The organism is Pelagibius sp. Alg239-R121 (assembly GCF_947331435.1).
In the GTDB taxonomy this organism is placed as follows: Bacteria; Pseudomonadota; Alphaproteobacteria; order Kiloniellales; family Kiloniellaceae; genus Denitrobaculum.
This window is the reverse complement of sequence record NZ_CAMZOF010000008.1, coordinates 295,423-316,736: the sequence shown is the minus strand read 5'-3', so window position 1 is coordinate 316,736 and position 21,314 is coordinate 295,423. Positions and strand designations below refer to the sequence as shown.

Annotated in this window: 21 protein-coding genes; 7 read left to right on the top strand and 14 right to left on the bottom strand. The window is 56.2% G+C overall.

The genetic code is table 11. The features are described 5' to 3' along the window. Positions 1 to 514 precede the first annotated feature (514 nt). The gene (locus QMZ18_RS25715) at positions 515 to 2,314 is read left to right on the top strand and encodes an alpha/beta hydrolase (protein WP_282609237.1); all 1,800 of its coding nucleotides are present in this window, start codon (positions 515 to 517) and stop codon (positions 2,312 to 2,314) included. A gap of 21 nt (positions 2,315 to 2,335) precedes the next feature. On the opposite strand, the gene QMZ18_RS25710 is transcribed toward QMZ18_RS25715, so the two are convergent. The 8 genes from QMZ18_RS25710 to QMZ18_RS25675 all read right to left on the bottom strand — a co-directional run bounded on the left by QMZ18_RS25710 (position 2,336) and on the right by QMZ18_RS25675 (position 8,750). After that, positions 2,336 to 2,887 (bottom strand): gamma carbonic anhydrase family protein, encoded by a 552-nt coding sequence (locus tag QMZ18_RS25710; protein ID WP_282609236.1) that lies wholly within the window; start codon positions 2,885 to 2,887, stop codon positions 2,336 to 2,338. 44 nt (positions 2,888 to 2,931) lie between these two features. Beyond that, on the bottom strand, positions 2,932 to 4,905 hold the full coding sequence (locus QMZ18_RS25705) for a bifunctional 2',3'-cyclic-nucleotide 2'-phosphodiesterase/3'-nucleotidase (RefSeq protein ID WP_282609235.1): 1,974 nt from the start codon (positions 4,903 to 4,905) through the stop codon (positions 2,932 to 2,934). Positions 4,906 to 5,178: 273 nt separating this feature from the next. Next, positions 5,179 to 5,724, bottom strand: coding sequence for a cupin domain-containing protein (locus QMZ18_RS25700; RefSeq protein WP_282609234.1), 546 nt, complete (start codon positions 5,722 to 5,724; stop codon positions 5,179 to 5,181). Positions 5,725 to 5,810: 86 nt separating this feature from the next. Continuing rightward, positions 5,811 to 6,239: a GNAT family N-acetyltransferase gene (locus tag QMZ18_RS25695; RefSeq protein ID WP_282609233.1), complete on the bottom strand. Its 429-nt coding sequence runs from the start codon at positions 6,237 to 6,239 to the stop codon at positions 5,811 to 5,813. Between the two features lie 120 nt (positions 6,240 to 6,359). Further along, positions 6,360 to 6,869, bottom strand: a complete 510-nt coding sequence (locus tag QMZ18_RS25690; protein ID WP_282609232.1) for a DUF2867 domain-containing protein — start codon at positions 6,867 to 6,869, stop codon at positions 6,360 to 6,362. A gap of 105 nt (positions 6,870 to 6,974) precedes the next feature. Then, positions 6,975 to 7,463: a 30S ribosomal protein S9 gene (gene rpsI, locus QMZ18_RS25685; RefSeq protein WP_282609231.1), complete on the bottom strand. Its 489-nt coding sequence runs from the start codon at positions 7,461 to 7,463 to the stop codon at positions 6,975 to 6,977. A 3-nt stretch (positions 7,464 to 7,466) separates the two neighbouring features. After that, positions 7,467 to 7,931, bottom strand: coding sequence for a 50S ribosomal protein L13 (gene rplM, locus QMZ18_RS25680; RefSeq protein WP_282609230.1), 465 nt, complete (start codon positions 7,929 to 7,931; stop codon positions 7,467 to 7,469). 387 nt (positions 7,932 to 8,318) lie between these two features. Further along, positions 8,319 to 8,750 carry a PaaI family thioesterase gene (locus QMZ18_RS25675; RefSeq protein ID WP_282609229.1) on the bottom strand — a complete coding sequence of 144 codons (432 nt, stop codon included), beginning with the start codon at positions 8,748 to 8,750 and terminating at the stop codon, positions 8,319 to 8,321. Between the two features lie 172 nt (positions 8,751 to 8,922). On the opposite strand from QMZ18_RS25675, the gene QMZ18_RS25670 reads away from it, so the two are divergent. From QMZ18_RS25670 to QMZ18_RS25655, 4 genes are all read left to right on the top strand, one after another. Next, positions 8,923 to 10,041: a CaiB/BaiF CoA-transferase family protein gene (locus QMZ18_RS25670; protein WP_282609228.1), complete on the top strand. Its 1,119-nt coding sequence runs from the start codon at positions 8,923 to 8,925 to the stop codon at positions 10,039 to 10,041. 132 nt (positions 10,042 to 10,173) lie between these two features. Continuing rightward, the gene (locus QMZ18_RS25665; protein WP_282609227.1) at positions 10,174 to 11,007 is read left to right on the top strand and encodes an enoyl-CoA hydratase; all 834 of its coding nucleotides are present in this window, start codon (positions 10,174 to 10,176) and stop codon (positions 11,005 to 11,007) included. Between the two features lie 2 nt (positions 11,008 to 11,009). Further along, complete coding sequence (locus tag QMZ18_RS25660; protein WP_282609225.1) at positions 11,010 to 11,522, top strand: CoA-binding protein; 513 nt, start codon at positions 11,010 to 11,012, stop codon at positions 11,520 to 11,522. Next, entirely contained in the window at positions 11,519 to 12,829 is a 1,311-nt protein-coding gene (locus tag QMZ18_RS25655) for an O-acetylhomoserine aminocarboxypropyltransferase (protein WP_282609224.1), read from the top strand. The genes QMZ18_RS25660 and QMZ18_RS25655 overlap by 4 nt, the downstream gene beginning before the upstream one ends. A gap of 19 nt (positions 12,830 to 12,848) precedes the next feature. On the opposite strand, the gene QMZ18_RS25650 is transcribed toward QMZ18_RS25655, so the two are convergent. After that, on the bottom strand, positions 12,849 to 14,060 hold the full coding sequence (locus tag QMZ18_RS25650; RefSeq protein ID WP_282609223.1) for an MFS transporter: 1,212 nt from the start codon (positions 14,058 to 14,060) through the stop codon (positions 12,849 to 12,851). 272 nt (positions 14,061 to 14,332) lie between these two features. On the opposite strand from QMZ18_RS25650, the gene QMZ18_RS25645 reads away from it, so the two are divergent. Continuing rightward, positions 14,333 to 14,515, top strand: a complete 183-nt coding sequence (locus tag QMZ18_RS25645) for a hypothetical protein (protein WP_282609222.1) — start codon at positions 14,333 to 14,335, stop codon at positions 14,513 to 14,515. Positions 14,516 to 14,524: 9 nt separating this feature from the next. On the opposite strand, the gene QMZ18_RS25640 is transcribed toward QMZ18_RS25645, so the two are convergent. From QMZ18_RS25640 to QMZ18_RS25620, 5 genes are all read right to left on the bottom strand, one after another. Further along, the gene (locus tag QMZ18_RS25640; RefSeq protein ID WP_282609221.1) at positions 14,525 to 16,054 is read right to left on the bottom strand and encodes a sulfatase; all 1,530 of its coding nucleotides are present in this window, start codon (positions 16,052 to 16,054) and stop codon (positions 14,525 to 14,527) included. A gap of 80 nt (positions 16,055 to 16,134) precedes the next feature. Beyond that, positions 16,135 to 17,205 carry an ABC transporter ATP-binding protein gene (locus QMZ18_RS25635; protein ID WP_282609220.1) on the bottom strand — a complete coding sequence of 357 codons (1,071 nt, stop codon included), beginning with the start codon at positions 17,203 to 17,205 and terminating at the stop codon, positions 16,135 to 16,137. Next, positions 17,202 to 18,053 carry a carbohydrate ABC transporter permease gene (locus QMZ18_RS25630; protein WP_282609219.1) on the bottom strand — a complete coding sequence of 284 codons (852 nt, stop codon included), beginning with the start codon at positions 18,051 to 18,053 and terminating at the stop codon, positions 17,202 to 17,204. Before QMZ18_RS25630 ends, QMZ18_RS25635 begins: the two co-directional genes overlap by 4 nt. Before the next feature lie 11 nt (positions 18,054 to 18,064). Beyond that, complete coding sequence (locus QMZ18_RS25625; RefSeq protein WP_282609218.1) at positions 18,065 to 18,982, bottom strand: carbohydrate ABC transporter permease; 918 nt, start codon at positions 18,980 to 18,982, stop codon at positions 18,065 to 18,067. Positions 18,983 to 18,984: 2 nt separating this feature from the next. Beyond that, the gene (locus tag QMZ18_RS25620) at positions 18,985 to 20,418 is read right to left on the bottom strand and encodes a sugar ABC transporter substrate-binding protein (protein ID WP_282609217.1); all 1,434 of its coding nucleotides are present in this window, start codon (positions 20,416 to 20,418) and stop codon (positions 18,985 to 18,987) included. Between the two features lie 168 nt (positions 20,419 to 20,586). On the opposite strand from QMZ18_RS25620, the gene QMZ18_RS25615 reads away from it, so the two are divergent. Next, positions 20,587 to 21,300, top strand: coding sequence for a GntR family transcriptional regulator (locus QMZ18_RS25615; protein WP_282609216.1), 714 nt, complete (start codon positions 20,587 to 20,589; stop codon positions 21,298 to 21,300). Positions 21,301 to 21,314 lie beyond the last annotated feature (14 nt).

Genomic DNA, 21,314 nt, shown 5'->3' with positions numbered 1-21,314 from the left:
TCACTCACATTGTCACGTGCGGAGCGTGAGGAAGTTTCCGGAGCCTCGCCAGGGACACTGGATAAATTGGGAAAACCCTCTGCAGGTTCGCTCTCAGCGGGAGCCGGCGTGGAGGAGGCACTTTCGTCGTCGCTAGACAACCACTCGCCCGGATCGGCCCAGTCGGACCCGGAAGAGCAGCCGGTCAACAGCATTGCAACGGTGATGACAGTGGCGCTTCGGACTCGCCACCCACGACACATTTTTTCGAACGTGTTATCGCTGGCCATGATCATTTTCCAGCCTTATCCCCCGGATTTACCGCACATTTTCGGCGCAAAGTCTGTCCTTATAACGTTACGATGCTTTAAAAAGCTACAACAAGCGTTGTTGCCCCCTATAAAGGCCCTTCGTAACGTGGCATTCTTGAATTGTTTCAATGCGTTTTCCGTGCGCGTCATAGGATACAAGGCATTACAACTCTTGCGGAGAAGCCGCTTTATTTTCGAATCGGAGGAATCATAGGCAAGGCCTCATGGATGAGCAACCGTACGCCGAAAACACCCCAGAAGAAACACAGGACCTCGCCAGCTCTCTCGGCATGATTGCCGAGCAGAGTCGCGATATGGTGACTGACTTCCTGAAGGACAACTACGGCATCGATTATGCGTCACAGGTCGATCCTCTGAACATCGGAGGTGCCTTCCTGGAGCTGACAACCCGCTTGATGACCAACCCGGCAATCATGGTCCAGGCGCAAATGTCGCTGTGGAAGAGCTATATGGACCTCTGGCAGTCCACGACCCGGCGCATGATGGGCCACGAGGTCGAACCCACTATTTCACCGGACAGGCACGACCGGCGGTTCAAGGACGAGGCCTGGGAGGACAACCAGCTCTTCGACTACATCAAGCAATCTTATCTGCTCAGCGCCAGATGGCTGCGCTCGACCGTTCAGAGTCTCCATGGGAAGGATGAACACGAGGCCGAAAAGATCGACTTCTTCACCCGTCAGTTCGTCGACGCCCTTGCGCCCTCCAACTTTCTTTTCACCAACCCCGAAGTGCTGCGCGCAACTGTGGAAAGTGGCGGGCAAAATCTGATTAAGGGCCTGGACCACCTGCTCCACGACCTCAGCCGAGGCGGCGGGCAGCTGAAAATCAGCATGACGGACGACGAGGCCTTTACTCTGGGCGAGGACGTTGCCGTGACACCCGGTAAAGTGGTCTTTCAAAACGATTTGATGCAGCTGATCCAATACAGCCCGACCACGAAAAAGGTTGCCAAACGGCCGGTTCTGATCGTGCCGCCCTGGATCAACAAGTATTACATCCTCGACCTCAGGCCGGAGAATTCTTTCATCAAGTGGATGGTCGACGAAGGTCTGACGGTCTTTTGCATCTCCTGGGTTAACCCGGACGAAAGCCTGGCGCAAAAGACCTTTGAGGATTACATGCTGGAAGGTCCGCTCGCGGCCATCGACGTGATCTGCAAGGCAACAGGCGAAGACGATGTTAACGCAATTGGTTATTGCCTCGGCGGCACACTTCTTTCGGTAACGCTGGCTTTTCTAGCCGAAAAGAAAAAACCGCTGGTTCACGCCGCGACCTTTATCGCGACCCTGACAGACTTCTCCGAACCCGGAGAACTTGGCGTCTTCATCGACGAAGAGCAGGTGACTCTGCTGGAAGAAAAGATGGAACAGCAGGGGTATTTGGACGGCAAGGAGATGGCCGCAACCTTCAATCTGTTGCGGGCCAACGACCTGATTTGGTCTTTCGTGGTTAATAACTACCTGCTGGGCAAAGAACCCTTTCCTTTCGACCTGCTTTATTGGAACGAAGACGCCACCCGCATGCCTGCCGCCATGCATTCCTTCTATCTGCGTAAGATGTATCTGGAGAACCTGTTAGCCGTTCCAGGGGGCGTGATCCTCGACGGCGTCGCGATCGATCTCGCAAAGATCGAAACGCCGGTCTTCATGGTCGCCGCCAAGGAAGATCATATCGCACCCTGGCGTTCGACGTATCTCGCCGTAGATCTCTTTAACGGGCCGGTACACTTCGTTCTGACCGCTGCGGGTCATGTCGCAGGGGTGGTGAATCCGCCAGAAACCAGCAAATACGCTTATTGGACCAACAGTAAACGCGCCAAGCACCCGGAGACCTGGTACAAGAATGCCAAGAAACACGAAGGGTCTTGGTGGACAGATTGGTCGCGTTGGCTAAACAAACACCAGGGCAAACAGGTGACCGCCCGAAAACCGGGTGCCGGAAAGATCAAGGCGATCGAGGACGCTCCGGGAAGTTATGTCAAAGTCAGTCTGAAACGCTGAACGCTCGCTGAGGGTCAGAATCTAGGCCTGATCTCTGTAGGATGCAGCCAGATCGGCGTAGTTGCCGCCCAGATAGCTAATGAATTCAGCTTCGTCGGGCTTTACGTCGCGCATGTAAGCCGCCGGTGCACCCGACCAAAGCTGACCGCTCAAAACGCGTTTCCCCGGCGTTACCATCGCACCTGCGGCAACCATGGCACCGGTCTCCACCACTGCTTTATCCATTAGTACAGCGCGCATGCCGATAAAGGCGTGAGACTCGATTTCGCAGGCGTGCAGCAGCGCCATATGGCCGATCGTCACCCCGTCTCCGATTGTCGTGGAGACACCACCGCCTGTTTGACGGTAGTCGCCGTTCCGGTCATGCGTCACATGGATGACACTGCCGTCCTGAATGTTGGTATCCGCCCCGATCCTGATGGCATTGACATCGCCCCGGATCACGCATCCGTACCAGACCGACGACCCGGGACCGATTTCCACATCCCCGATGATCACGGCCGTTTCCGCAATAAAAGCCGTTTCGTGGATTTTCGGCATAATCCCACGATGGGCACGCAGAATAGTACTCATAAAACTGGCCTGACTTCCCTATGCCGTCGTTAACTCGTGGCTGGCTATTTCATAATCATTCGATACTTCGCGAAGCCATCGTCCGCCTGCCCCGCTGCCTCGATCGGCAAGGTTCCGTCCAGCACGGAAGATGCAGATGGCGACGACGAGAAAGTCACATTGACGTCTCCGGGTATGGCTTTGAAAGACCAATTCATGTCGGCGGAAGGATTGAAGCTCTTCAATTCGAAAATATAGTTGGCGAGGACCGTACGATTTTCATCGGGCGCCTCGATGATCGTGGTGCTGCCATCCAACCGCGGGAAATTGCCACCCCCACCTGCACGATAATTATTGGTAGCGACGATAAACTTCGCCTCCGGGTCGATCGGTGCGCCATCGAATTTGAGCTCTGTAATGCGATGTGCATCCGGATCGGCCAGCGTCCCGTCCTTGGCGTAACGGGCAGGCTGAGTCAGATCGATTTCATAGGTCACGCCATCAATGACGTCGTAATTGTAGGACGGAAATTCCGGGTTCAAGAGCGCCTGTTCGGCACCCGAAGTCGGGTCGATTCTGTTAAAAGCGCCCGCAGACATTTCGAGCCACTCCCGGACCTCGCCTCCTGTAAGAAGAACGGCACGCAAGGTATTGGGGTAGATGTACAAATCGGCGACATTTCTGAGAGCAATATCGCCGCTTTCCACCAGAGTGTAATAGTCTGGGCCACCGCGACCTCCGGCCTTGAAGGGAGCACCGGCGGAGAGGACTGGAATACCATCGTATTCCGTTCCCTTGATCAGCTCCTCGACGTACCATTTTTGTGCATTGGTCACGATTTGAATAGAGGGGTCGTCGGCGACCAGGGCAAAGTAGCTGTTGATCGGCGCTTCGACCTTACCCACCGCTTCGCTCATGTAGGCGATCGTTGCCTGGTGTTCCTCGGCGACGGCTGCAAGAATCTTCGGATCGGCGTCAACCAGCGGAATCTTCTTGCGCCCATCGCGCTTGAAGACAGCACGTACCGAGCCGGTTCCTGAAGTCACCCGCCACTTACCTGCATCGCTGCGCCGCAGGTTAAGATCCACAAGCCCCAGATGGCTACCCCAGAAACCGGGCATGGTTGCTGGAACACCGTTGATCGTCCCCGACCTGATGTCGACGCCTGGCATGTCGGCGTAGCTGTCCGATGGGAAAACCTGATGCGCGTGACCAAAGAGGATAGCGTCTATTCCCGGGATCAAGCTCAATTCGTAAGTTGCGTTCTCGTCAAGCGCTTTGGGAGCTGCAGTTGTCAGTCCTGAATGCGGGACAGCGATCACGACATCGGCCCCTAGCGCCCGCATTTCAGGGACGTAGCGGTGTGCGGTGTCGACAATATCGCGCGCGATCAGTTTACCGGCCAGATTGGCCTTATCCCACTGCATGACTTGTGGCGGCACGAAGCCGATTACACCGATCTTGATCGGATAGCTCTTACCGTCTTCTGCCAGAAGTTCGCGCTCGAGAATGACGTAGGGTGCAAAGTATGGTTTGTCGTTACTCGGATCCAGATCCCCGTCATCCTGATAGACATTTGCACTGACGTAAGGAAATTTTGCGCCCGCCAGCGCTTTGCCGAGGAAATCCAAGCCGTAGTTGAACTCGTGATTGCCGATATTACCGACATCGTAATCGATCAGGTTCATGGCCTTGTAAACCGGATGTACATCGTCTTTTTCCAGCCCTCGGCGTTTAGCCATGTAGTCACCGAGTGGATTGCCTTGGATCAAATCTCCGTTGTCAATCATCAGGGAGTTGACGTTTTCCGCCCGCGCCTGCTCGATCAGCGTTGCGACCTTGGCCAATCCAACCGAAGCGGAGGGTTTGTCGGCGTAATAGTCATAGTCGACAACGTGAACATGGATATCCGTGGTTTCCAAGATACGCAGCTGCGCAGTCGTATCGCCTATGGCCGGGCCGGAAACTGAAATAACGCCGACACAGATTGCAGTGGCGGACGCAAGAGGACGCAGGGTCATTCCGATTGAGACAGGCATTTCAGATCTCCCGCTGATTCACAGACACACGCCGAAAAGTTCGCCGCGCCGGAAGCAAGCGCCCGACTCGCGATAAGTTACGATACGCGGGAACGGAGCCAGGGAAAACCCGATAACGCCATCCGATCAAAAACAGAAAATACGCCAAGAAGTAACACGCCAATTTGGTGTGCTTGACCTAACTCACCCGAGTCTTTTCCAGTGTAAACTGCACAATGGGCTAAGCGACCAATGCCTGCGGGACATTTGACCGAACTGGATGGCACTTCCCAATTAGCGTTGCGGACCTGCCCACAAAGCCTCTAACAGACTGCCGGAACCATATATCGGGTCGCAATCGGGCAAGGGCGTTGCCGCAATCAATATCTGTGCCTCCGCCGCTGCATCAGATCCTGCGCGATTGTAACCGATATCCTCCTGGCCCTCAGGATAGGCGCCGACAACGGAGAAGTCGGGCGTCGAATCGACAAGTTTGTGGCCGAAGCCCGCGGGCAGAAGGACGACGTCTCCTGAGGTTACTTCCTTACATAGGCCGAGTTCGCCACCCAGCTGCAGCATTGCCGTGCCGCCAACCACCGTCAGCACCTCATGTGCCGCATAGTGGTAGTGATGGTAATCGAACAAGCTATAGACCCAAGCCTTGGTCCAGCGATTTCTCGCGTAGAGAGCTTTGATCTGATAGGGCAGCGTATCTGGTAGAACCGCTTTCGGGTAGATAAGTGCCGGCAAGTGCGGATGATTCGGTATGCCTCTGTTCGAAGCAACGCTAATCTGAATAACGTCTTTGAGTTCAATTCGGATCGGGTTTTGTCGTGTCATCCCTATTGCTTCGGTCGTGTTTCGAGTCTTGAACGATAGCATGAAGCCCTGGCTCAACTGATCACGATAGAAAGCTTGTCGTCAGCTTAGTTCAAGAAATGCTCCATCGTGAGCTCGCTGTCTTCCTTACCAGCGATTGTCATTCCCTGTCCATTTTGAGCCGCGCGAAAGCCGACACTCTCATAGAGGCGAATTGCGCTTACGTTGCCGGGAAAGACGTTGAGAACCACACGACGTGCCGCAGTCTCCTTCCGAACGCAATATAATGTTTCTTCGACAAGATCGCGGCCAAGACCATAGCCCCGATAGATCGGCGCAATATACATGGACACCATCTTGGCCAGGGTCGGGTCGTCATCCACAGGACAGAGATAACCGGCCGTACCAGCCACTTCGCCATTTACCTTCAACACAATCGGGTGGACCGCTTTCACAAAGTTGCGCCACTTGATTTCGTCGTATCCCGTCTCTTTCTCCAGGTTTGAGCCAAAGGCTGAGGGAGATTCGGACAACATCTCAAATCTCAAAGCTTTGAAGACCTGCCAGTGATCTGGACCAAGACATTCGAATGTGCTGTTCATCCTGGTAACAACCGCAAATTCAGAGTGTTTCTATAGTATCTGACTCCCCTTGATTCAGGCGAGTTCCCTTGGCAGCGCGGCAAGGCGCGCATTCACGATCAGAACGTGAAATCGCAGAATCATGCGGAGGTAGATCCGGCCAAGCCGATTGTGCGTGTGCACCCAGGTGGCGAGAGAAATTTTGCTGGAGTTCCTGCTCGCGCGAAAAACCGAGATCCTGAAATCGAGATGCTTATCGTCCTCGCCAACGATGATCTCATTGTCGCTGATACTGTGCACACAGAAGAAGCTGACGGCTTCTCCCGGTTGAACACTCTTCCTTATCGAATTATCCGTCGGCAGCCGCGCCGTCGTCTTCAGACCGAAAGGTCTGACGCCCAGGTCCCGCAGCGCAAGCAGCAGCTCAACCCATCTTGGTGCTCCGATGAAGATCCGCTGCGTGATTTCAGCGATCGACAGTTCCGTCTGCTTGGTGTCAACGGTGTAACAATCCAGAAAGTCGCCCGCTTCTACAAAGCGCCGTAGGCCACTGTCGTCTGGCAGTTTGGTTTTCCTGACTGTCATAGTCAGGCGAATCTAGTGGAACAACCAGGCAATCGCCAAACGCAAAACGGGGGAGCGACAACATGCCACTCCCCCGCTTTAACAGACTTGTATGCCCTAAGCGGATTAACGCTTGGAGAACTGGAAGCTCCGGCGTGCTTTCGCGCGACCGTACTTCTTACGTTCAACAACACGCGAATCACGGGTCAGGAAGCCACCTGCCTTCAGAACCGGACGCAGGCCCGGCTCGAACAGGATCAAAGCCTTGGAGATACCGTGACGTACTGCACCGGCCTGTCCTGAGAGACCACCGCCAGCAACGGTGCAAATCACGTCGAACTGATTGGAACGGTCGGTAACCGTGAAAGGCTGCTCGATCATCATCCGCAGCACTGCGCGGGCAAAGTACTGCTCCTGATCGCGGCCATTGACGGTGACTTTACCGCTGCCGGCTTTGATCCAGACACGGGCAACCGCATCTTTCCGCTTGCCGGTCGCGTAGGAGCGGCCCTGCGCGTCCTTTTTGGGTTCTGCCGTCGTTTCGACTGCCGCTTCCGCCGTGGCGACCTCGCCAAGCTGGCTCAAATCGGTCAGGGTCTGAGTTTCCTCGGCCATGACTTACGCGCTCCTCTTGTTCTTCGGGTTCTGCGACGCGAAGTCCAGAACGACCGGGTTCTGCGCTTCATGCGGATGCTCTGTTCCAGCATAGACACGCAGGTTTTTCATCTGCTGGCGACCGAGGGGTCCGCGTGGGACCATGCGCTCGACGGCTTTGGATACCACCCGCTCAGGATGGGCTCCGGCCAGGATTTGACCAGCGGTCCGCTGCTTAATCCCACCGGGGTGACCGGTGTGCCAGTAATAGGTCTTATCAGTGAGCTTCTTGCCAGTCAGTTTGATCTTCTCGGCGTTGATCACGATGACGTTGTCGCCGCAATCCATATGAGGAGTATAAGTCGGCTTGTTCTTGCCGCGCAGGATCCGGGCGATTTCGACGGCCAAGCGACCGAGCACGACACCATCGGCGTCAATGACGATCCACTTTTTCTCGATATCCGCCGGTTTGGCTGAATAGGTTTTCATCGTTTCATCCACTCATCGTGAACACCCATACGGTTTCGAATAAACCAAAAGGCTTCACACAACAGAGAAATTGAACGCACGGGCACAGCCCGTCCATAACGCGGCGGTTTCTAATTCAGGGATGAGGGGCTGTCAACGCCGAAAAAGTGTGTTTTTCGAATATTTTACAATAACGGTATTATAATACCGCACATCTAACCATCTGATATTAAGCTAAATTTCGACACGCAGGCAAATACCTCAAGGAATCAGTGTCAACAGGCTGAGGGCGATGGTCCTGGAAGAAAGGAATCAAGAAAGTAAATCGCCCTCTAACTATATGGAATATAGTTCTTTTATCGTATCCTGCCATTACAGAGATACCGTTTCGACATTAGAATTCCAGTATCACGGCGCGCCTCGAGGAGGCAGCGAATAGGTGCAGGTGACGTGCGCAACCGGGCCCTCTTCTTCCTCGCCTTCCGAAAACAGAGATATTTCACCATAAGCCAGGCGCCTACCTGATTTGAGAACCCGGCATTCCGCGATCAATGCCACAGGTTTGGGGCGTTTTAGAAAGTTAATGTTCAGGCTAGCGGTGACCGCCATCTCTGCTTTGCCGACGACGGACATCACGGCGATCCACATGGCGCAATCCGCAAGCCCCATCATGGTTGGGCCGCTGATGGTGCCGCCCGGACGCACGAAGGCTGCACGGTAAGGCTGCCGTACCCGGCACCGTCCTTCGCCGATTTCCTCGATCTCGAGACCCAGATCCAACACCAGCGGCATCTCGGCACGGCAGATCTCGAAAATCTCCTCAGCGGTGATAAGCGCCATTCTGTCTCTTTCTCTTCATCCACAGTTTTTATCCAACCTGATACCGCTTCGAAACAAGCGCTGACAAACCGATACCTGCCCCTAACGTCCTTGCGGACTCGGGTGCTCCTGATGCATACCAAACAATCGTTTGGGACGCATCAACTGAAGTGGCGGGGAGAAACTGCGGACCATGACCGGATTTTTGAATGGTATCCGCGTTCTCGATCTCGGGCAGTTTCTGCCAGGCCCCTACTGCGCACAAATTCTGCGCGACATGGGAGCCGAGGTAATCAAACTCGAAGCCCCAGCCGGCGATCCAATGCGAGGTTTCGGGCCTCTGGGCAGCGACGGCGTGTCTCTCTTTTATAAAGGGATTAACGCCGGCAAGACGCTCACAACGCTCGACCTCAAATCAGAAGCGGGAAAGAGTGATTTCTGCGCTCTGGTTTCAAAAGCAGACATCTTGATCGAATCCTTTCGTCCCGGCACGCTCGAACGCCTCGGATTTTCGCCTGACCGGCTCAAAGAATTAAACCCCCGCCTGATTTATTGTGCACTTTCCGGGTTCGGTCAGACTGGCCCCTACAGGGGGCGCGCAGGCCACGATATCAATTACATGGCCCTGGCTGGCGGTCTGGCCGCCTCCGGAACGGCAGAGCGTCCCGTAACTGCAGCGCCGCCGGTCGCTGACTTCGCTAGCGGCAGCCAAGCTGCTTCTGCTGTGCTCGCCGCCCTTTTCGGACGCGAACGCAGCGGAACGGGATGTCACCTCGACATGAGCATCGCAGAATCCGTGCTCGCCTGGCAGGGCATGAATCTTTCCGCGTCCAAGAGTTACAGTCATCGTCCGGAACGAGAGAGAAATATGCTCAACGGTGGTTATGCCTGTTATCAGATATATCGAACCCGGGACGGAGGTTTTATCAGTCTCGGCGCTATCGAGCCCAAGTTCTGGGCCAACTTTTGCTCTGCCCTTGACCGGCGCGAATGGATTGTCCGGCAAGACGAAGAAAGCCCGCAGAGTTCCCTGATTGCTGATGTCAGTGGGGTCATCGCGACACAGGATCTAGCGCAGTGGCAAAGCCTTCTTGATCCGGTCGACTGCTGTTTCCATGCTGTCACAGAAGTGGAGCAACTGGCACAGAATCCGCAAGTTCAAGAACGCAAAATGCTTGAGGAAGACACCGAGGAGCCCGGGCTTGTCCATGCGCTCTATCCGGCTTGGATCGATAGCGCCCCGCCCCTGCCGCGCCCGCCTTTAAGGGCGGCAAGCTGTGCAGATCTTATTGAGGCCTGGGCCTCTTCCTAGCGTAGAAATCTACGATTTCCCAGAGCGCAGAATGCGGCTGGACTTCACCGTCGCGAGAAGGAATAGTGAGTAGAATTAGTCGAAACAGGCCGCAGAAATTCAACGAAAAGCTACCGGAGGCTCTTTGATCCCATGAGCGCAGTCACAGCACCTGAAAGCCCCGCAACAACGATGGATGATGCCGCAATTTTACTACGCTCTGACGCTGACGGGATCGCAACACTGACGCTGAACCGGCCAAAGCAGTACAACGCGCTCTCAACCGGGTTAATGACGGAAGTCCAGAAGGCACTGGATAATCTGCGCGAAGACCGTTCGGTCAAGATCGTCATCCTGGAAGCAGCCGGCAAAGGCTTCTGTGCCGGTCACGATCTCAAAGAGATGCGAGCGGCTGGCGGCGCGGACGACAAACGGGCCTATTTCGAGGCTGTCTTCAAACATTGCAGCAAGATGATGCTGTCGATTGCCCGCCTGCCCCAACCGGTAATCGCCAAGGTTCACGGTATTGCCACTGCAGCCGGTTGCCAGTTGGTCGCCACCTGTGATCTGGCCGTGGCCTCCCACAGCGCTCACTTCGCCACACCGGGTGTCAACATAGGGCTTTTTTGCTCCACCCCCATGGTCGCCCTTTCCCGCGCGGTCCCGCGTAAGACGGCAATGGAGATGCTGCTGACCGGTGAAGGTATCGATGCCGCAAAGGCTGAACAGATTGGACTGATCAATAAGGCAGTTGCTGAAGAAGAACTGGACCGCGTGGTACTCGACTACGCACAGAAAGTGGCCGGTAAGTCGCCGCTTACGCTCAAGATCGGCAAAGAAGCCTATTACCGTCAGATCGAAATGGATCTGGAGCAGGCCTACAGCTACACCAGCGAGGTCATGACCATCAACATGCTGGCCCGCGATGCCGAAGAAGGCATCGATGCCTTCATCGAGAAACGCGAGCCCACTTGGACCGGCGAGTAACAATGGGCGGAATTGACAATCACGATAGCTACAGCGACGCCTATCTGCGCCGTCAGTTAAACAGTATCAAGGCTGTGGCGCTTGTCGGTGCAAGTCCCAATTGGAATCGTCCCAGCTATTTCGTAATGAAATACCTCCAGGAAAAAGGCTACCGCATCTACCCGGTGAACCCGCGTGCGGCAGGTACGGAGATTCTTGGCGAGAAGGTTTATGCCTCGCTGGCGGAGATTCCTGACAACTACGATATGGTGGACATCTTCCGTAACTCCGAAGTCGCCGGTGCGATCACGGACGAAGCCATCGACTTGAAAGATTCAAAGAACATTAAACTGGTTTGGATGCAGCTTACGGTTCGCAACGATGCGGCAGCACTACGGGCTGAAGCCGCCGGACTGCAGGTCATCATGGATCGCTGCCCCAAAATCGAGTTCGGCCGCCTCAACTGCGAACTCTCCTGGGGTGGTTTCAACTCCAAAGTCATCACCGCCAAGCGCCGTAAGGTACGCATCGGATGAGCCCAAAACCGATCAACGACAAATCCCAGAACTACGGCTTCGAAACCCGTATGATCCATGCCGGTGCCCAACCTGAACCAATCACCGGCGCCCGGCAAACTCCCATCCACCAGAATACTTCCTACGTCTTCCACGATGCCGACCACGCAGCCTCGCTCTTCAATCTACAAACTTTCGGCTTCATCTATTCACGCCTGACCAATCCGACTGTTGCGGTACTGGAAGAGCGCATCGCTAACCTGGAAGATGGACGCGGTGCCACCTGCTGCGCTTCGGGACATGCCGCCCAGATTCTGACCTTCTTTGCCATCATGGAACCAGGCGACAGCTTCATCGCCTCGAACCGGCTTTACGGCGGCTCGATCACTCAGTTCGGAAAGACCTTCAAGAAATTCGACTGGCAGGCCACGTTCGTCGACGTCGACGATCCGGAAAACGTCCGCAATGCGCTAACGCCAAACTGCAAGGCAATCTTTGTCGAAAGCCTGGCAAATCCCGGCGGCGTGGTCAGTGACCTTGAGTCGCTCTCTGAAATCGCGCGCGATGCGGGAGTTCCGCTGATCGTCGACAACACCATGGCCACGCCCTACCTTTGCCGGCCTTTCGAATGGGGTGCCGATCTTGTGGTTCACTCCACGACCAAGTTTCTATCCGGTAACGGTACTTCCGTGGGCGGATGCGTGGTCGACAGTGGAAGGTTCAACTGGGCGCAAAATGACAAGTTCACCGGTCTGGCTGCACCGGAACCAGCCTATCATGGCTTGAACTTCTACGAGAGTTTTGGCGACATGGCCTTCACCACTCATGCTCATGCCGTTGGCCTGCGTGATCTTGGCTCCACCATGGCCCCTATGAACGCCTTTCATACGTTGTTGGGTTGCGAAACCCTGGCGCTACGAATGGAGCGGCATTGTGAAAACGCGCGAAAGGTCGCCGAGTTCCTGGAAAGTCATCCGAATGTCGCCTGGGTTTCCTCTGCGGCGCTGCCTTCAAGCCCTTATTATGAGCTGGCACGCAAGTACATGCCCAAGGGCGCCGGCGCGGTCTTCACCTTCGGCGTAAAGGGTGGCTACGATGTCGGAATCAAGGTGGTCGACAATTGCGAAATCTTCTCGCACCTGGCCAATATTGGTGACGCCAAGTCTCTGATACTACACCCGGCCTCGACCACTCACCGCCAACTGACCGAAGAACAACGCATCGCTGCCGGTGCCGGCCCGGATGTCATTCGTCTTTCGGTCGGTCTGGAGACCATCGACGACATCACCGCGGACCTGGATCAGGCGTTACGCGCTGCCAGCAATTGAGTCGCCATGGGATGGTCGTCTATTCAGCCGGAACTGACGCAACTGACTGCTCGGCCACAGTCCCACGATCGCGCGGCAGCATGAGCGCCGCCAGACAGGCGACCAGCGCAGCACCGCCCAGGATATAGTAGAGCCACACGAATTCGCCGGTGTCCTCCTGCACAAAGGCAACCAGTTGCAATGCCACCGGGGCAATGGAGAAGGCCAGAACGAATTTAATGCCGAAAGCCAGGCTCCGGTGTTTCTGGGGGGCATAGCGCGCCAGCAACATATTTTCCGCCGGCAATGCCGCGACGTTGACCAGAACCGCAAACATCGCGACCACAATGAGCGGCAATCCCGAAAAGACGCCGACCGCCACCAGCAATGGTACCTGCAGCAGGAAGGCGCCGACATAAATCGGCTTCAGGGGATAGCGATCGGCGAGATGACCGCCATAAACCTGCATCACCGCGCTGATGGTATAGACCGCCGCAATGGCTGTCCCGATTCCGAACACACCGTCTCCGGCGATATCCCGCAGGCGCAGATCGAAGACCTTGGGCAGGGAAACCTGGGTCGACTGATAAAGCAGCCCGGTCAACAGCATGGTCATCAGCAAAATAACGAATACACGCAGCATATCGCCACGATTCACCGGCTCGCTCTTGACCCGGTCCTCGCCATCGTCGGCCACCAGGCCTCGATGAACGCAGTACCACAGTGCCAGACCAGTGGCGACACAGGCCACACCGGGAACAAAGAAGGCGGCGCGCCAGGAATGTGTATCGATCAGGAAGCCTGCGATTAAACCCGCGCCGGCGACACCCAAACCACCGAAGATACCGTTGATCCCCAGGGCCTTGCCGCGGGATTCGGCATTGCGGACCAACCAGGCGATGCCGACCGGATGATAGATTGCAGCAAAGATACCGATTGCGGCGAGACCAATCGCCAGGGCAAGCGGCGCATCCATGAAACTGCAGACAATCGCAGCACCACCAAGCCCGAAGTAATAGATCACCATCATGCCTGGCGCTGACCAACGGTCGGCAATCCAACCTGCTGGAATGGCGCAAACACCAACCAGGATCGAACCCACCGTCCAAAGCCCGATCAGATCATGATAGGGGATCGACCAGTCGATCTCGATCGCAAGAACGACGACAAAATAAAGGGCCATGAAGAGATGAACGAAGGCGTGCCCGATGCAGGAAAAAACCAGCGAAAGTTGGGCGGAGGCCTTTGTCACAGTCGATCATCCCTAGCGGTTCATGGATTATTGACGCCCGATTTCAGAAACCGGCACCCCTCGGCTATACACGCGTGGAGATAGAGGAACAAGCGGCTGCTCTGCATGGCTGCCCTGCGGAAGCTCCGCGCTGTCCCTCTTTAACCTTGCCCCTGTTATGCCCTATTCCCGCCTGATTATCCCGCGCCCGAGCCTAAATCAGGCCTAAGTCGCCCGCCAATCTGGCCAACATGGACGAACGAAACAGGCCGAAAAGCGAGCAAAGACAAGCTATGCAGAACTTAATTTCCCTGAACCAGCCTCAGTGCGATGCCGGAGCCCGTCTCCCGCTCGGCAACCTGATCGAACCGATCGCGACATCGCTGGACGATATCGATCTGGAACGGGTGGTCTGGGATCAGGAATACCGCGCCCAGGTGCGGCACTTGCTGACCGGTGGTGCCTTCGGCGATTGAATATTTGCCTCAGTTACCGAGAAGGCTCTCCCGCATGCGTTGAACGGCTTCCGGCGGCGCATCGGTTTCGGCCATCAGGCGAAACAATTCGTTATTGAGCCGGTCGATCACCGCTTGATCCTTCAACGGTGTGGTTTGACCAGGGTCGGACTCAAGGTCGTAGAGCACCGTATTGGTATCCTCCATCTTCTCGGGAAAATGGTAGGAGTGGGTCTTGGTGTCTGCCTTCGACTTATGGGCAATGCGTAACAGCGGTACGCCTTTCGTGAAATCGAAAGGCCCCACGAGGCTCGCACTTTTTAGCTCCTCCACCGTGAACATCTTTGTCATATGCATCGGCATCAGCGTGTATTGATAGAGCTCCTGATTGCGCATGTCCTTCGGATAACAAAAGTAGGTGTAGCGCCCGTCCACGACATTGATGCCACCGCCCCAATAGCCGAATATGGCGGCCGATCTGTCCGAGTTGTCGCCTTCGAGCAGCGGTAACAATGACCTCCCCTGCACCTCGTCAGGAACTTCAGCGCCGAAGAGATCGCAGAAGGTCGGCATCAGATCAATCGTCTGTGTCAGACTCTGGCGCCGCTGACCCGCCTTGGAGGCATGATCCGGATGATGGATGAACAACGGTATGTGGGAAATCTCTTCGTAGAGCGGCATGCGGTTCTTGGCCCACCAATCGTGCTCGCCCAGCAGGAAGCCATGATCGGTCGTCACGATCAGTGCGGTGTCCTCCCACATATTGTTGGCATCGAAGTAATCCAGGAACCGGCCCAGGAGATCGTCACAGAGGCTGAGGAGCGCAAAATAGTTGGCGCGCAACTCGTCGATCTCGTCCTGGGGCTCCGTGACCCGCTCGTAACGCGGCCAGTCGAGGATGGGGCCATCATAATCGGTTTTGAACTTTTCACGGCATCTTTCAGGCGCAAAGAAGGGTTCGTGCGGATCGAAAGTTTCTATCTGAAGCAGCCAGTTGTCCGCTGCCCGGTTTATGTCGAGGAACTCGAACCCGGCCTTAAAACACTGTACCGACGGAAAGTCGCTCTCCTCCTTAATGAATTCCCGGTTGATCATATAGTTGTAGGGATTTTGCTTCGATGTCAGGTCGTTCTGGCTCTGGTGATACTTTTCCTGAATGCGCTCGATCGGCGAAGTCAACAATACCTTCCAGGGATCTGATTCCTGACCACGCACGAACTCGAAAGAATTGTAGCGGGAGTGATAGGTCGCGCCGCCGTCTTCCCAGTAGTGATAATGGTCGGAGACCAGATGGGAGTATGCGTCTGCGCCCTTAAGCAGTTCGGGGAAGGAATTGTCGAAGGGTTCCAGAGGTCCCCATGAACGATGCAGAAAACTGTGTCGCCCGGACTGCATGTCACGGCGGGCAGGCATGCAGGGCATGGAGCCGATGTAGTGCTTGTCAAAGGTGACGCTCCGTTCCGCCAAGCGCCGGAAGTTCGGCGTTTCCAGGATCGTGCAGCCGTAAGGTTCGAGCATCAGACGATTGAGAGAATCAAAAAGAAGAAATACGGCTTTCATGGTTCTCGCCCTTATACAGTTGAGCTCTCCGCAACTTTCTGCTCCATCCACTGGACGAAACAGGGACAGTCACGGCAGTACTAGTCGATCCGTGTCCCGCTTTGCGGATCGAACAAATGGACATGGCCCGGATCGAACTTCAGGCGCACGGTCTCGTTATCGGCAAAGCGGCAAACCTCCGGCAGGCGCACCTTGACGAGCTGGTCCCCGACATCGAAGTTCAGCAGCATGCTCTCGCCGAGGTTCTCCGAAAGGTACAGGCTTGCAGGCAGCCCCTCCTGCGCAATGGCAATATGGCTGGGTCGGATACCAACCACGACTTCACCCGGAGAACGCGCAACCGCTGCAGGAAGATTGAAGGCATAATCCCCGATCGACACCTTCGTGCCGTCGAGATGCCCTTTGAGTATGTTCATGGGTGGACTGCCGATGAAGGCTGCAACGTCGACATTGCGCGGGGTGTTGAAAACCTCTTCCGGCGTTCCGACCTGTGCGATATTGCCATCCAGAAAGACCGCCATCCGATCGGCGATCGTCATGGCTTCTTCCTGATCGTGGGTCACATATACGGTGGTGACATCCAGGGACCTCTGGAGTTTCTTCAGCTCGACGCGGGTTTCGAGTCGTAACTGCGCATCCAGGTTCGACAGCGGTTCGTCGAGAAGGAACAACCGGGGCTGGCGGACAATGGCGCGTGCCAGCGCGCAGCGCTGTTGCTGACCGCCGCTCAATTGTCCAGGTCTGCGATGCAGCAAGTGGTCGATTTTTACCTTGGCCGCCGCCTCGCGAACCAGGCCCGGAATTTGATCCTTCGGCACACCGTCCATCTTCAGGGGAAAGCCGATGTTGGCCTCCAGGGTCATATGCGGATAGAGGGCGTAGTTCTGGAACACCATGGCCACGTCGCGTTCGCCCGGCTGGGCGTAGGTGACGTCGGCATCGTCCAAGGTCATCACACCTTCGTCCGGCGTTTCCAGCCCGGCAAGAACACGTAGTGTGGTCGTCTTGCCCGATCCGGACGGCCCCAGGAGGGCAAAAAATTCGACCGCCTCGATATCCAGATCGACACCCTTCAGGGCTTCAAAGCTGCCGAAGCTCTTTCTAATGCCGCGCAGAGTCACCCTGCCCCGATTGTCACTTGCCTGGTTCACCGGCGTCCCCCACCCTTCACTGCGCCGACCGTCAGTCCCTTGACGATCTGCTTTTGCGCAGCGATTCCAATAATGATCATCGGCACCATGGCGACGAGCGCAGCGGCGCTCAGCTTGGCCCAGAGCGTCTGCTCGACCGACACGAAGTTGTACATGGCCACCGTGACCGGCCGCACCGTGTTCCCGCCCAACTGGACCGCAAACAGGAACTCATTCCAGGCATTGAGGAATATGAAGATAACGGTCACCGCGATACCGCCGCGCACCTGTGGCAGGATCACATACCAAAGCGTCTGGAAGCGGTTTGCCTTATCGAGAAAGGCTGCCTCCTCCATCTCCCAGGGTATGTCCTCCATGTAGGAGACCAGCAGCCAGATCGCGAAAGGCAGGGAGAAGGTCAGATAAACAGTCACCATTCCCTGATAGCTGTCGAGCCAGCCGACCTTATTGAGGATCAGAAAGTAGGGAATGACCAGACCGACCGGCGGTACCATCTGCGTCGCCAGCGTATAGAAGCCGAGCCACTTCTTGCCACGCAGATTCAGCCGCGCAAAGGCATAGGCAGCGGGGACCGCAATCACGATGGTCAGGACCGTCGTTGCGGTCGAAACGATCATACTGGTTCCCAGGCTCGGTAGGATTGAGACGCCACCGAAAAGCGCATCCCTGTAATTCTGGAGCGTTGGTTCGAAGAAGATGCTGGGTGGATAGGCCAGCACCTCCGATTCCGATTTCAGGGACACGATAACCGCCCAAATCAGCGGAATCACCCAGACGAAGAGGAGTAGCCCGCCCGCCACGAACCAGATGGCATTGCGCGTATACTTGGTTGAGGCGCGAGATGTCATTCCTGTCGCCCTCAATTGCGCTTTGCGGTGCGCAGGTGGAACAGAATACCCGACACGCCAAGCGTGATGATCAAAAGCGACACGGCGAGCGCCGAACCATAACCGAAGTTCAATTCGACGAAGGAAGTCTTGTAGGCATAGAGGTTGAGAATTTCGGAAGCCGTCCCCGGCCCTCCGCCTGTCGCAGCAAAGATCGCCGCGAAAGCCGACAGCGCGATCATGGAACGCATGATGACCACAATGATGATTGCCGGACGGATCAGCGGCAGCGTGATGTGGATGAATCGTTGAAAGGCGTTGGCTTTGTCGATCCGCGCGGCTTCGTAGATATCCGGCGGCAGCGACGCGAGACTGGCGAGCAAAACCAGAAAGGCAAAGGGCGTCCATTGCCAGGTGTGAATAATGATCACCGATATCAACGCAGGCGTCGGCGAGCCGAGCCAGTTGACCGATCCGAACCCTAGCACCCGGACGATAAAGTCGACGATTCCGAATTCCGGCGCCAGCATCAGCGTCCGCCAGAACAGGCCCACAACGACCGGTGCCAGAACGATCGGCAGAATGGCCATGATCCTGAAAAGCCACTGACCTGCCGGAATCTGCATGACCAAAAGCGCCAGACCCAGACCGATGGCGATCTGCAGAAAAACCGAAGAGATGGTGTAGATGGCGGTTAATTGCTGAGCGTGCCAGTAGCGGCCATCGCTCATCATGTTCCGGTAATTGTCCAAACCGGCAAAGCCGTCGAGAAACGGCATCGCCAGGTTGATGTTCTGGAACGAACTCCAGATCAGATAGGCAAGCGGAAAGGTCGTCGTGAGAATGAGCACCAGCAGACCGGGGCTTACCATGAGCAGGGCAAAACCCCGTTCACCGGTAAACAGACCGCTCCGCTGGCGCCCAATCCCGACCTTGGGAGGTAACTGCACCGTCAGCCCTTCAGGACGGCATCGATCTTACGTTGGGCCTCATTGAGCGCCTCGGTCACACTGGACTGTCCGACAAGGCTCGATTGGATCGCCGTCGCCATGGTGTCACCCACTGCCGGCCACTGCGGCAGGCGCGGACGCCATTCCACATCGGTATCCTCGGCGAAGGATTCCGTGGTGGCGGCGATATAATTGTCACCGGCAGCGCTGAGAACGGCCTTGTACTCATCCAAGCCCCAAACCGACGTCCGGTTTGCGCCTGTACGCTTGTAAGCACCCGGGAAGGCATAAGAGGTTGCCGCCTGGGTTTCCTTGGAGGCCGCCCATTGAATAAACAGCCAGGTCGCCGCTTTATCCTTGTCCGACAGGGCCGCATTGATCGGAAAGCTCCAGTTCCAGATGGAGGTGACGCGCTTACCGGATGGCCCTTTCGGCCAGCGGGCAAACCCGATCTTGCCGACCACTTTGGATTTTTCCGGATTGGCTATGATGGCCGCCGAACCATGCGCATCGATATAGGATGCCACCGTCCCCTGGCCAAAGGCATCGGCGATGTCAGGCCAGTTCCAGTTCTCCACACCTTGAGGAGAGTAGTTGTTCAGGAGTTTGACGTACCACTCCAGGGCCGCGACCGCTTCCGGTCCGTTGACCACCATCCTACCACTGGAATCGAACCACTCCCCGCCGAACGCACGGAAGATGGAGGGATAGATGTACATATTCTGGCCAGCACCGCGGAAGCCACGCAGGGCCGATCCCCAGAGCCGATTGTCGGGATCGTGTGCCTTCTCGGCATTGGACATGAACTGCTCGAAGGTCTCTGCAGGTTTCAGGCCCAGCTTGTCGTAAACATCCTTCCGGTAAACCTGGATGGTCGCCTCGCCGTCGAAGGGAATCCCGTAGGGTTTTCCATCGACCGAGGTGACGCCGCGCCAACCGGCCAGAATATCTTCGTATTGGAACCAGCTGTTGTCCGTCAGTTTGCCGTTTCCGAGATACCCGTCCAGCGGATCCACCCAATTGTTGGCGACATAAAGCGGGTAATACATCGGATCGGCGGCATGGCTTGCCCAGGTACCCGTACCGGATGAAAGATCCAGAACCGCTTTCTGGCGGATCTGACCCGGAGGCGTCATTTCCAGTCTGGCGTCGATGCCGGTCAGCTCCGCAAAGTCGGGCAGCACCGCTTCAAGGTTCTTGAAGTAGCCGGCCGGAATGACTCCGATAGTGATCTTCGCACCTTCCGCCTGACGCCAATCGATGTTCGCGCCGCGAAGCGATTCAAGATCCATATACTTGCCGGCGGCCTGCGCGCGGCCACTAAAGATGGCTGGCGCCGCCAACAGAGCCGCGCCGGAGACGGCACCTTTCAGCACCGAACGCCGGGCAATGTTTTTAAAGTTGAATTTTGCGGGATTCTCTCTGCGGATTGTCATGTCGTTTCCTCCCTATCGGTCTGGTATTTGCTCTGGCATGTGCACTGCGCGTTGCGCAGTGATTGCGATCCATGCAAGAACCAATTGACCATTTTATTTGTTCTAATGTCCTAAACGTTCTAATATTAGGATGTTTAATGCAAGCAAAATCTTTGCAACGAGAGGCTTATGTTCGGAAACGTCCCCATTCCCCGCTATGTCCAACTGGCAGATCTGATGCGTCAACGCATCGCCAAGGGACAATGGACACCGGGGGACATCCTGCCATCCATTGAGACACTCATGCGTGAGTTCGGCGTGGCCCGCGTGACGATCCGCCAGGCCATCCGATTGCTGGCAGAAGACGGTCTGCTGTCACCCCAGCGCGGACGCGGGACCTTTGTGACTGCCGCCGCCGAGCGTAAGCGGAAGCTCGTGGTTGAGACGACCCTGGACGCACTTGTTGCCATGTACAGTGGCGACAAGCCCGATCTCTCAAACATGACGGAATCCGACGAACAGCCGATCCTGACCGAAAATGATGGTATCGCTGCCCCACACTATTTCCATATGCGCCGCGTCCATTCGCGCGAAGGAGAGCACTATTGCGTCGCGTCGATCTTTATCGATGACCGGGTCTTCCAGCAGGCGCCGGAGCAACTCCGCAATGAAGTCGCGATACCGGTTTTGACGTCCCTGCCGGGCGTGACGATTGCGACGGCGCGCCAGACACTCCACATCTCGACGGCCGACCTCGAGATTGCACGCGACCTACAGGTTCCGGTCAACGCGCCGGTCGCCGAGGTGCGCCGGGTCTTCTGCTCGCCCGATGGCTCCGTAATTTATCTGGCCGAAGCGACCTATCGCGGCGACTACATCCGATTGGAAATGGACTTGAAGTAACGGCGGTGCTGTGC